Source organism: Myroides sp. C15-4 (assembly GCF_050522745.1).
Classification (GTDB): domain Bacteria; phylum Bacteroidota; class Bacteroidia; order Flavobacteriales; family Flavobacteriaceae; genus Flavobacterium.
Genome location: NZ_JBMVQX010000006.1, coordinates 55,413 through 68,023 on the forward strand (window position 1 = coordinate 55,413; position 12,611 = coordinate 68,023).

A 12,611-nucleotide genomic window follows, 5' to 3' on the forward strand; every position below is an offset into this window, starting at 1 on the left:
AAAGAACGATATAATTCAGTAGTTATGATCTTGACCTATTGGATAAGACAGGTGAAAGACTAGAATTGATAGCCAAATCCCACATTTAAATAAATGCTGTACATGGAGAACGAGATTGCTTCAAAATCTTTTTTAAACAGGTTGTTTAATCCCCAATTAAGATCAGAAAACAAGCGTAAATGATCGTTTACTTTGTATTCGAAACCCCAAGCAGTTCCCCATTGAAATCGATTTAAATCCGAAGAAAAGTCGTATTCTCCTTTTGCGCCATCTTGAAACTCAACGGGTGTACCAATAGGATTGCCTTCTCGCAAGACTCCGTTGTATACATAGCCCGTAAAATCTTTGTCAATTAAACCTGAGAGATAGAGTCCACCATAAATGTTCCAATTTTCATTGACTTGATAGACGGCAAGTACGGGAAAGGTAATATATGAATTTTTCATTTTTGTTTTTACGTTCCCTGTAAAGTATCCTTTGGTTTGTTTGCCATCGTCACCATCAATTTGTGTATAGTAATTTTTAACACGCGCATCGGTTCGCATACCGCGTCCTTCAAAGCGAAGACCTGTTCGTATTCCCCACCTATGTGTATCGGTTAGCCATTTGGTGGCATTCACCTCTAATCCCAATTGCAGGGTTGGGTTGTAGCTGTTTATTTCTCGAATTTGAGCGGGGATACCCAAAGGTGTACTGCCGCCAATACTAAATTGCGCTCGTGCTTGATAGGTTGTGTTTTTCTTGAAAAATACAGCAAAAGAAGAGGTGTTTTGTTCTTCAAAGAAAGAGGTCTCGAGCGATTGTGCAAAAAGGCCATTGGGAAGCGCAACAAGACAGATCAACAGCAGGTATAGAAGGGAATTATTCTTTTTCATACACTAATTCTATTTCATCAACAAATAAGGTGCTTCCAATGGCACCTTTAAAAGCAGCGCCATCTATACTTGAGGTCATCACAATAGCAAGCATATAGTCTTTATGGGGATCATACGTTTTTCCTAGTACAAGCGTAAAGGGAATATTAAAGGTAGACCAAGTTGTCGTTTCCAAGCGGTCAGCTGCTGAGATTCGGGCAATCGCAACATTTCTTGGATCCGCAAAATCGTGATCTCCTGTTAGGTAGTTGTCCTTTTTTTGTAATTCAAAAATAATAGCATAGATATCAAAAGAATCTCGTGCACCTACAACTTCATTGTAATCCTCATCTGTTACCTTTTCACCAGGGGTATATTTGTAAACCCCACGAAGGGTTTGAGGTAGTGCGCCTGAATAGGGCAAGCCAAAACGAGTGGATTTTAAGGCGTTGAACGGATTGAGTTTAAATTGCCCTAAAAATAAATTTCCTGCAGCGATTGGATTACCGGTTGCTGCCGCAAAGTTTGAGGTATAAACGGTTTGCATTTTTACCGCTAATCCTCCGCGACGACCTTGGGCTACTGCTGTGGGATAGCCTTCTGGAGGTGTTGAACCTGCGATAGTTGCGTACCCTTGATTTCCGCTATCCCAATCGTATATTTTTTCTCCATTGGAGCCAATTTCATAAAAACGATAGTAGCGATTTCGATCCGTGAGTTCAGCGTTGTTGAAATCGTAAAACGTACTTAATTCATCACTGGTAAAACTCACCAGATACGTTTTTTTCCAACGTTGATCTTGAGCCGTAACCACTACTTTTTGAGCCGTAGTAAAATTCCTCGTCACTCCATTAGGTGGATCCATTGTTGCATTGGGCGAAACGATGAAAAATGGTGTTTGTTTTTCTAGATCAACATTTGATTTAACGCGAAACTCTACAGTGGTATTGGTGATAATAGGATCCATTTTCAAATATTCTGTAGGAATATAAGCTTCTAGAATGTCTGCATTTGTATCTAGTTCTTCGTCTTTAATGCAACTACTATGCAGTAGACCTAAACCTAGCAACAAAAGTGAAATACGGTGCTTCATAAAGGGGTTAATTAAGTAAAGACTTGTTTTACAATTATCTTGCCATTTCTACTGGTGTTTTTTATCTTTTTGAATAAGGAAAGATACTGTTATTTTAGTTTCAAAAATGAGTTTTAATCCTGTTTTTTTTAAGGTAAATATCTCTTTTGTTGTTAAAAGAGTTGGTATAATTGTTTTTAAGAGTAAGAAACAAATAAAAATAAAAAGTAAAGTTTCAGGTTCCTTAGTGTAGAATTTCAAATTTGTTCTTTGTTTTGTGCGGTATGCAGATGCAAATCTGAAGGAATCTCTCATTATTTCTATCGATAATAGTATATTTGTTTGATTGTAAATAGACTATATGAAAATCAAAGGATTCGTTTGTTTGCTGTTTCTTGTGGTTGCAAGTCTGAGAGGACAAGAAAGAGCCGTGTGGAGTAGCTATTTTTCTTATAAAGAATTAGTTGCACTAACCCAAGGTAGGGATGTTGTCTTCGCAGCGACACCTTCTGCTTTGTTGCGCTATAATGTAAATAGCGCTAGCGTTGAGGTGTACAATTCTATTAGTGGACTAAAAACCAATACCATTACGGCCCTCCATTTTAGTGAGGTACACCAAAAGTTACTAGTTGGAAATGAGGATGGAAGTTTGCTTGTATTTGATTTAAAAAGTGATCGCATCCGCACCATCTTAGACATAAAGAATAAACCCTCTTTGCAACAGTCAGAACGCAGAATTAATGCGTTTTTGGAAGTAAAAGGAGAGGTTTATATTGCAACTAATTACGGAATAAGTGTTTTTAATCTCAACAATAACGCTTTTGGAGATAGCTTTTACATTGGGCAGAACGGAAAGAATACCGTGGTACGTGATGTGGTTGCTACTAGTAAGGATTTAATTGCTATTACAGCTGAGGGTATCAAGCAAATTGATTTACAAAGTTTAAATAAAGTAGATTACAGACAATGGAATCTTTGGGAGAATAGCACCAAATGGGAACGTGGATTTGTTCGTCAAGAGAAGTTGTATCTTAGTGCAAAAGAGGAGGCTGTGTTGTACCAATGGCTTGAACCGAACCAAGTTCAAACAATTGTGTTGCTAGAAGAACCGATTGTGAAATTCAATGTAAATGAAGAAGATCGCTTATTGGTGATTACGCCATCTAAAGTCTTTGCTTTACAGGCAGAGAATCAGCTAGTGGAAGTAGCCCAGCAAAACAACTTGATTGATGTTGTTGCAGTGAAAGGAAATTACTATTTGGGAAGTAATTACGATGGGTTGTTGCAACTGTCTAAATCGGGAGCTAAAGAATCTCTTTCGCCTGACGGACCAGAATCAAACCGCATTTTTTCGTTGCTCGCTACGCGTGCGGGTACTTGGTTTATCAGTGGTGGATATGATAAAAATACCTACAATCCCTATGTGCCTACGTTAACAGGAAGGGGATTGAGTTATTTCAATAAGAAAAAGGGATGGGAATTTATTTGGCTTACTCAATTAAAAGACGCAAAAGCTTTAACCTATGCAACGTTAAACCCTAAAAATGACAATGAATTGTTTGTGGGGTCTTATCACTCTGGGTTGTTGCAGATCAAATTAAATTCCAGTAAAATTAGCACAAGCGAAGTTAGCTTGTGGAATCACGAAAATACGGGACCTACGGGATTGGAGAATTTGGAAATTGACCCAGAAGATCCGTCATTTCCTCCTGGTTATGCCAGCGTACGCGTGAATGGAGTCGTTTTTGATACACAAGGCAAATTGTGGATGACGAATAATTTTGTGCGACGTGCCTTGAAAATGAGAGAAGCAAGTGGCAAGTGGGAATCCTATACAACTACTTCAGGCATGTTCGATTATAAGAGAGGGAACTATGGGCGATTGGTTGTCGATAAAAACAACACCAAATGGATTCCGTCTTTGGAAGATGGGATGATGGCATTTAACGAAACAAAAAACAATCGATTAGCCTCATTTAATACTGATTTAGGAACATTGCCTTCCAATAATGTCAGCACTTTGGCTTTGGATAAAAACAATCAGCTTTGGATTGGAACAAATAAGGGATTGCGCGTTATTCAGAATGTCAATCAGTTTTTGCAAACGACCAATCTCAAACCGACCAATATCGTGATTGAGGAGAATGGAATAGCCGAAGAACTTTTTTATCAGCAATATATTACGAAAATTGAGGTAGATGGTGCAAACCAAAAGTGGGTCGCTATAGCCGATGCAGGGGTATTCTTAGTTTCTCCAACAGGTAAGGAAATTAAATATCACTTTACGAAAGATAATTCACCTTTGCCAAGTAATACAATCAATGATATTGCTGTGGATCCAATTGCAGGAGAGGTCTTTTTTGCAACTGATCTGGGCGTTGTATCTTTCTTAGGAGATACTTCTGAAGGACAAGAATCCAATAGTTCTTTTTATGCCTATCCCAATCCTGTACGTCCTGAATATTTAGGCGAGGTACGCATTGTAGGATTGATGGATCGCTCCGTTGTAAAAATAACGGATATCGAAGGGAACTTGGTTTTTGAAGCCACATCAAATGGAGGAACCGTTGTTTGGGATACCCATGCATTCAATGGAAAGAGTGTTGGATCAGGTGTATATTTAATCCTAGTATCTTCCGCAGATAACAGCAATACTAAAGTTAAAAAATTAATGATCATTCGCTAATGGTTATACAGACAAAGGCCATCGTCTTACAGTCCATAAAATATCAAGATAAAAGTTTGATTGTTAAGTGCTTGACAAAAGAAGTGGGAATCCAGACTTTTTTTGTACGCAACGCTTTCGCTAAAGGGAAAAATGCACAGAAAATTGCGTATTTTCAGCCGTTGATGTTGTTGGATATTACTTTTTCCTTTAAAAATAAAGGGGGAATGGAGTATTTCAAAGAGATTAAAGTCGATCAAGTCTATCAAACGATTTACTATGATTTTTCTAAAAATAGCATTGCTCTTTTTGTCAGCGAAATATTGAGCATGATTGTCAGCGAGCAAGAACGCGATGAACAATTTTATACGTTTATTGAAGCTGCCTTACTTTGGTTGGATACACATGATGAAACCGCAAATTTTCACCTGTTGCTCTTAGTGGAACTCACCAAATACCTTGGCTTTTACCCAGACTCCTCCGAGATGGAATGCCATTACTTTGACTGGGTAGAAGGTGTTTTTACCAATGTACACGTGGCTAGTTGCTTTGATGGGGAGGAAACTTTTTTGTTTAAGCGACTCCTGCGTTTAGGCTTTGAATCTGATCAAAAAATATTTTCGTCTCGTGATAGAAAAACGTTATTGGCCCTCTTGATGAAATATTATGAAGTGCATTTTACAGCATTTAAGAAGCCCAAGTCGTTAGAGATTTTGAAAGAGGTGTTTTCGTGAAGTAGCATACTTTGTTTTTGCCCAGTCAATTGTGACTGTTAAATACGATAAAAACAAATTTTCCCAAGAATAAATTCCACAAGCTACAAAAGCTAGATTAAGCAAACCGTATGTTTTTACTTCTTACCATCCTATAAAAAACGCAAATTCATCCAAAAAAGCCTTTTTTTGCTCTTTTTAGTAGCAATAATTTGAGCTGTAATTAAATGAAAATGCGTAAATTCGCCCAATTGATTAAAAAATAGTAGAATAATAACGATGAGCACTAAATTTACAGAATATAAGAATCTTGATATGTCAGGGGTAGCAGCTGAGATGCTGGCATTTTGGAAAGAACAATCAATATTCGAAAAAAGTATTAGTACGAGAGAGGATAATAAGCCTTTCGTATTTTTTGAAGGACCACCTTCAGCTAATGGAAAACCTGGTATTCACCACGTAATGGCTCGTACGATTAAAGATATTTTTTGTCGATATAAAACGCAAAAAGGATTTCAAGTTAAGCGAAAAGCAGGTTGGGACACTCATGGATTACCTGTTGAGTTAGGTACAGAGAAAGAATTAGGGATTACAAAAGAAGATATCGGGGTAAAAATTACCATCGAAGAATATAATCAAGCTTGTAAGCGTACGGTGATGCGTTATACAGATTTGTGGAATGAATTGACACAACAAATGGGGTATTGGGTAGATATGGAAGATCCATATGTTACCTATAAACCAAAGTATATGGAGTCTGTTTGGTGGTTGTTAAAACAGATTTACGACAAAAATTTATTGTATAAAGGATATACCATCCAACCCTATTCGCCCAAAGCTGGTACAGGTTTGTCTTCGCATGAGATCAACCAACCAGGCGCGTATAAAGATGTAACAGATACTACCGTTGTAGCGCAGTTTAAAGCCATAGAAGCAACGCTTCCTGACTTTTTACAAGGATTGGGGACGATTCACTTCTTGGCTTGGACGACAACACCTTGGACGTTGCCATCGAATACCGCTTTAACCGTAGGCCCTAAAATTGACTATGTATTGGTTCAATCATTCAACCAATATACAGGAGAGCCTATTCAAGTAATTTTGGCTAGTGCATTAGTTGGCAAGCAATTTGCAGGAAAATTTACAGCAGTAGAAACGGCAGCCGAAGTAGACACCTACCAAGAGGGAGATAAAAAGATCCCGTATTTTATCGTTAAATCGTTCAAAGGAGCTGATTTGGTGGGGATTAAATACGAGCAATTACTTCCATATACCTTGCCTTATCAAAACCCAGAAGATGCATTTAGAGTGATTTCGGGTGACTTCGTAACGACAGAAGATGGTACGGGTATTGTACATACAGCTCCTACTTTTGGTGCGGATGATGCGAAAGTAGCGAAAGAAGCTACACCTGAAGTTCCTCCTATGTTAATTTTAGATGTTGAAGGAAATCCTGTGCCTTTGGTAGACTTACAAGGTCGCTTTGTCAAAGAAATGGGGGAAGAGTTTGGTGGAAAATACGTGAAGAATGAGTATTATGACGACGGAACTGCACCAGAACGTTCGGTAGACGTTGAAATTGCCATCAAATTAAAAGAAGAAAATAAAGCATTCAAAGTAGAAAAATACGTGCACAGTTATCCACATTGTTGGAGAACGAATAAACCAGTATTATACTATCCTTTAGATTCTTGGTTTATCAAGATCACGGAAGTAAAAGACCGCATGTTCGAATTGAATGAGACGATTAACTGGAAACCAAAAGCAACAGGAGAAGGACGTTTTGGAAATTGGTTGAAAAATGCCAACGACTGGAACTTATCTCGTTCGCGTTATTGGGGTATTCCACTTCCAATCTGGAGAACAGAAGATAAAACAGAAGAGTTAATCATTGGTTCAATGGAACAAATGATGGCGGAGATTGCAAAATCAAAAGCTGCTGGTTTCCAAGGAAATAATCCGTATGAAGGGTTTGTGGTAGGAGATATGTCGGAAGAAAACTACGACAAAATCGATTTACACAAAAACGTGGTCGATGCGATTGTACTCGTTTCCCCTAGTGGAAAACCAATGTACCGCGAAGCGGATCTAATTGACGTTTGGTTTGATTCTGGATCGATGCCATACGCACAATGGCACTATCCGTTCGAAAATAAAGAGCTAGTGGATCAAAATGGAGCCTATCCTGCTGATTTTATCGCAGAAGGAGTGGATCAAACCCGCGGATGGTTCTATACACTACACGCAATTGCAACGTTGGTATTTGATACAAAAGCCTATAAAAATGTGGTGTCGAACGGTTTAGTTTTGGATAAAAATGGATTGAAAATGTCTAAGAGTTTAGGCAATACCATCGATCCTTTTGAAACATTAGCGGAACATGGCCCAGATGCAACGCGTTGGTATATGATTTCCAATGCCAATCCATGGGATAACCTAAAGTTTGATTTAGAAGGGATTACGGAAGTTAGAAGAAAATTCTTCGGCACGTTATATAACACCTATAACTTCTTTGCACTATATGCTAATATCGATGGTTTCAACTATTCAGAGGCTGAGGTTCCATTAAAGGATCGTCCAGAAATTGACCGTTGGATCTTATCCGAATTGAATACTTTAGTACAAAAAGTAGATGAGTGCTATGGCGATTATGAACCAACACGTGCTGCAAGAGCGATTACAGAATTTGTAACAGAAAACTTGAGTAACTGGTATGTGCGTTTATGTCGTAGAAGATTCTGGAAAGGCGAGTACGCTCAAGATAAAATTGCCGCTTACCAAACGCTGTATACGTGTTTAATCACGGTGACTAAATTAGGTGCTCCGATTGCTCCATTCTTTATGGATAGACTTTACAGAGACTTAACCTTAGTGACGAATAAAGAAAATGTAGAATCTGTACATTTGGCTGATTTTCCAACATTCGATCCCTCATTCGTTGATGCAGGATTAGAGAGTAGAATGCACAAAGCACAGGTGATTTCTTCTTTGGTTCTTTCTTTACGTAAAAAAGAAATGATTAAAGTACGTCAACCGCTGCAACGTATTATGATTCCTATCTTGGATGAGAATCAACGTTTAGAGATACAAGCGATTGAGGATTTGATCAAAGCAGAGGTTAACGTGAAAGAAATTGAGCTGTTAGATGATGCTTCAGGAATTTTGGTGAAGCAAATCAAACCAAATTTCAAAACATTAGGACCGCGTTTTGGAAAAGATATGGGGTTGATTGCTAAGGAAATACAAAAATTCACCCAAGAAAATATTTCTGAAATTGAGAAAAACGGAGAAATTGTTTTAAAATTAACGGAAAAAAGTATTATATTAACACTTTCGGACGTAGAGATTACCTCTCAAGATATTGAAGGATGGTTAGTAGCCAATGAAGGAGGAATTACTGTTGCACTGGATATTACCATCACAGAACAATTGAAAAAAGAAGGGATTGCTAGAGAATTAGTAAACCGCATCCAAAATATTAGAAAAGATTGCGGGTTCGAAGTAACAGATAAAGTAAAAGTTACATTGCAAGATGTAGTAGAAATAAGAGAAGCTGTTTTAGCAAATGAGGATTATATTAAATCTGAAACATTAACTCATACATTAGAATTTGTAGAAACATTAGAAAACGGTGTAGATGTAGAGTTTGATGAGCTGAAAACGCGAGTATTAATTTTAAAATAAAATTAAAATTATGAAAGAGACTGGCGAATTAGTACGTTATTCTGACGCAGAGCTGGCAGAGTTCAAAGAGTTGATTCAAGCTAAAATTGAAAAAGCACAAGCTGATTTAGAATTGATCAAGAGTGCATATATGAATGATTTAAACAACGGGACAGATGATACATCTCCTACGTTTAAAGCATTTGAAGAAGGTAGTGAAACAATGTCCAAAGAGGCAAATTCACAATTGGCTATTCGCCAAGAGAAGTTCATTCGCGATTTAAAAAATGCATTAATTCGCATCGAAAATAAAACCTATGGGTTGTGTAAAGTGACAGGTAAATTAATTGATAAAGAACGATTAAAATTAGTCCCTCACGCAACCATGAGTATTGAAGCAAAAAATATGCAACGATAAATCATAAAAACAACGCTCTTTTAACTAAAGGAGCGTTTTTTTTATCACGCAAAATCGTTTACATTTGCCTGTAAAAGAGAAAAGAATGTCATTAAAGAAAGCCTATTTACTAGTTGCTATAATTTTAATTATCGACCAGTGGTCAAAGATTTATATCAAAACGAATTTTTTGTTAGACGAAGAGATTTTTGTCTTTGATTGGTTTCGAATTCACTTTATAGAAAATGAAGGTATGGCTTGGGGCGTTTCTCTTCCTGGTGACTATGGAAAATTAGCATTAACCCTGTTTAGAATTATCGCTGTTTTTGGTATTGGCTGGTGGTTACAAGATTCCATCAAGAAAAAGCTGTCTAATTACTTGATTGTGGCTATTTCGTTAATTTTAGCAGGTGCAGTAGGTAATATCATTGATTCGATGTTCTACGGTGTTATTTTCAACGATAGTACGCACCAATTAGCAACGTTGTTCTCGGATAAACCCTATGGAACCTTTTTCCATGGAAAAGTAGTGGATATGCTGTATTTTCCTATTTGGCGTGGTAACTTGCCAGAATGGCTTCCAATCTGGGGCGGTAAGTACTTTACTTTTTTTAACGCCATTTTCAATTTTGCCGATACCGCAATCTCCGTAGGTGTGGGGATTCTAATTGTTTGGAATAAACGCATTTTTAAAAACTAGCTTGGTTAGTTAGGGGTGAATAGTGATGTGTTAAGGGTGAATCATCTGACTGAGTGCAAACTTTCTAAACCACAATCCTGACAACGAGCAAACCGCGCAACAAACAAACCACACAAAATAAAAGAATTTCACTATCTTCACTTCTCGAAAAAAGTGAGTTATGAAGATATTAGAGGAAGTCATTCTACCTGGAGAGAGCAAGACCGTACATTTAGAAATTGCGCGATTGCATACGGCAACCAAATTAAAGATTCCCGTAATTATTTCCCGAGCATTGGAGGACGGACCTACGATTTTGCTATCAGCAGGATTGCATGGAGATGAGCTCAATGGCGTAGATATTGTCCGTCAAATTGTACACAGTGGATTAAACCGACCGAAGCGCGGAACGATTATCTGTATTCCTGTGATTAATATCTTTGGGTTTATTAATAAAACTCGCGAATTTCCCGATGGACGCGATTTGAATCGCGTATTTCCTGGAAGTAAAACAGGATCGTTGGCTGGGCGTTTTGCCTACCATATTCTAACGCATATTATTCCACATGTTGATTTTGTGATCGACTTTCACGCAGGGGGACAGAGCCGTTTTAATGCGCCTCAATTGCGCATTGCTACAGACGACAAGGAAAGCCTAGAGCCTTTAGCTGCGATCTTTCATCCTCCTTTTTTACTGTATTCTAATCAAATTTCAGGATCCTTTCGAAATGCCTGTGCAAAACGAGGAGTGAAAATGTTGCTTTTTGAAGGTGGAAAATCATTAGATATCAACGCCGATATCTCCAAAATGGGGGTAGAGGGAACCAAGCGTGTGTTGCGTCATTTTGATATGTTACTCGAGGAGTTTGATGTTGAAAATCGCACGGATAAAATGGTGGTGATTACCCAATCCGTTTGGGTACGCGCAAAACAATCGGGCTTGATGCACGATCAAGTCGCTGTGGGTACCTATGTGCGAAAAGGAGAAGCCCTCGCTTATATCTCAGATCCTTATGTAAAGGAAAACATGATGATTAAAGCACCAAATAGCGGATACGTCATCAATGTTAATGATTCGCCTATTGTATACCAAGGCGATGCTATTTTTCACCTGTCAAAAAATGTAAGCAATGAATAAAAACACCTTGCGTCAAACCTATATTCAAGCGAGAGAAGCCCTTTCTCCAGAAGAAATTGACGACAAAAGTCTGGCCATCGCCAATCAAGCGCTGCGTTTGCCCATTTGGGATAAAACCAACTATCACTTGTTTCTATCAATTGTAGCAAAAAAAGAAATAGACACGGACTATTTGTTGCAAGTATTAGCGGGCAAGGATAAGAATATCGTACTGTCTAAGTCGGATTTTAAAACAGGCGATATGCAACATTACCTCCTAACGGATAATACCGTTTTGCGTGTGAATACGTATGGTATACCAGAACCACAAGGGGGAATTGAAATTCAAGAAACTCAACTCGATGTTGTTTTTGTTCCCTTACTTGCCTTTGATCAACAAGGAAATCGCGTGGGATATGGCAAAGGGTTTTACGATCGATTTTTGCAAAAATGTAAACCAGAAGCCATCAAAGTGGGACTTAGCTTTTTTGAGGCTGTTCCATCTATAGATGAAGTATCTGAATTAGATATCGCACTTGATTATTGCATTACTCCAACAGAAATTTATACGTTTAAATAAAAAAGCGATGCCTAGGCATCGCTTTTTTGTTGCAGTTATTACCGCGTCCAATACAAGTAGAATACTGTCTCATTTATACTTTTGAACGTTGAGTTGAACGAGGTCAACTATATTGTTTTATTTCTAGTGATATGAAATACAATCAATTGGTAATCAATGTAGTAATAGTATAAGTAAAGGATTTATTTTAGCCGCTGAATTTGCTAGCAGTAGGGAAAAATAAAGAAAGTTAAAAAATTTAACGATACGTCTACTTTTGGCATCGTATTTGCATTTTTTCATAGTGAAATGAATGTGATAATTACCCAATAATCATGTCTTTTGTTTTTAATACTCTCGTATTTTGAGATTATAGACTAGGCCTACTGTTTTTTTATATCATTTTATTTTAAGAAACAAGTAAGTAAGTTGCATAGTATAGGATTTGCTGTTCATCTGTTTTTTCTTCAATATTTTTTTGCGGTACCCGATTAGAATTGCTTCGACAATCTAATTTCTTTATGCTTTGTGAAAGCAGTTTTCAGGAGAAACGTCTTCATCGGTAGAGCTTAATTCGTGTAAATAGGTTGGATGTAAAACTAGTGTTGAAGAATCTATACTATTTGTGGATTGACAATTGAGTTGGTTAATAAAAAAATCTCCTCCATAACTATTTATAGTATAGGTTAGGGGTAGTTCGTGTTATAGGCAAGGGGGCTTTGTGTATGGACGAATGGGGTATTGGAGGACATCAAAATCTTTTTTAAAGTTATGAGTTTGAAGTTTGTTAGGAAGATGTAGAGAAAAAAACAATTGTTTATTCGCAGTGGTCCGGAATACAACGAATAAACAAGGTGTTACTTGTATAATCAGTTGATTCAATCGCAGTAGA

Annotated in this window: 9 protein-coding genes; 7 read left to right on the forward strand and 2 right to left on the reverse strand. The window is 37.6% G+C overall.

The window, feature by feature from the left end; all coding sequences use genetic code 11:
• Nucleotides 1-59: 59 nt before the first annotated feature.
• A complete protein-coding gene (locus ACPDHL_RS04430; RefSeq protein ID WP_430531596.1) occupies nt 60-875 on the reverse strand; it encodes a porin family protein in 816 nt (271 codons plus the stop codon).
• The gene (locus ACPDHL_RS04435) at nt 862-1,947 is read right to left on the reverse strand and encodes a PCMD domain-containing protein (protein WP_430531597.1); all 1,086 of its coding nucleotides are present in this window, start codon (nt 1,945-1,947) and stop codon (nt 862-864) included. Before ACPDHL_RS04435 ends, ACPDHL_RS04430 begins: the two co-directional genes overlap by 14 nt.
• A gap of 340 nt (nt 1,948-2,287) precedes the next feature.
• Between ACPDHL_RS04435 and ACPDHL_RS04440 the strand changes: the two genes are divergently transcribed.
• From ACPDHL_RS04440 to ACPDHL_RS04470, 7 genes are all read left to right on the forward strand, one after another.
• The gene (locus ACPDHL_RS04440) at nt 2,288-4,612 is read left to right on the forward strand and encodes a two-component regulator propeller domain-containing protein (protein WP_430531598.1); all 2,325 of its coding nucleotides are present in this window, start codon (nt 2,288-2,290) and stop codon (nt 4,610-4,612) included.
• On the forward strand, nt 4,612-5,325 hold the full coding sequence (gene recO / locus ACPDHL_RS04445; RefSeq protein ID WP_430531599.1) for a DNA repair protein RecO: 714 nt from the start codon (nt 4,612-4,614) through the stop codon (nt 5,323-5,325). Before ACPDHL_RS04440 ends, recO begins: the two co-directional genes overlap by 1 nt.
• Nucleotides 5,326-5,583: 258 nt before the next feature.
• Nucleotides 5,584-8,988, forward strand: coding sequence for an isoleucine--tRNA ligase (gene ileS, locus ACPDHL_RS04450; RefSeq protein ID WP_430531600.1), 3,405 nt, complete (start codon nt 5,584-5,586; stop codon nt 8,986-8,988).
• Between the two features lie 10 nt (nt 8,989-8,998).
• The gene (locus ACPDHL_RS04455) at nt 8,999-9,385 is read left to right on the forward strand and encodes a TraR/DksA family transcriptional regulator (RefSeq protein WP_002988912.1); all 387 of its coding nucleotides are present in this window, start codon (nt 8,999-9,001) and stop codon (nt 9,383-9,385) included.
• An 85-nt stretch (nt 9,386-9,470) separates the two neighbouring features.
• Nucleotides 9,471-10,064, forward strand: a complete 594-nt coding sequence (locus ACPDHL_RS04460; protein ID WP_430531601.1) for a lipoprotein signal peptidase — start codon at nt 9,471-9,473, stop codon at nt 10,062-10,064.
• Between the two features lie 160 nt (nt 10,065-10,224).
• A complete protein-coding gene (locus ACPDHL_RS04465; protein ID WP_430531602.1) occupies nt 10,225-11,181 on the forward strand; it encodes a succinylglutamate desuccinylase/aspartoacylase family protein in 957 nt (318 codons plus the stop codon).
• The gene (locus ACPDHL_RS04470; protein ID WP_430531603.1) at nt 11,174-11,740 is read left to right on the forward strand and encodes a 5-formyltetrahydrofolate cyclo-ligase; all 567 of its coding nucleotides are present in this window, start codon (nt 11,174-11,176) and stop codon (nt 11,738-11,740) included. Before ACPDHL_RS04465 ends, ACPDHL_RS04470 begins: the two co-directional genes overlap by 8 nt.
• Nucleotides 11,741-12,611 lie beyond the last annotated feature (871 nt).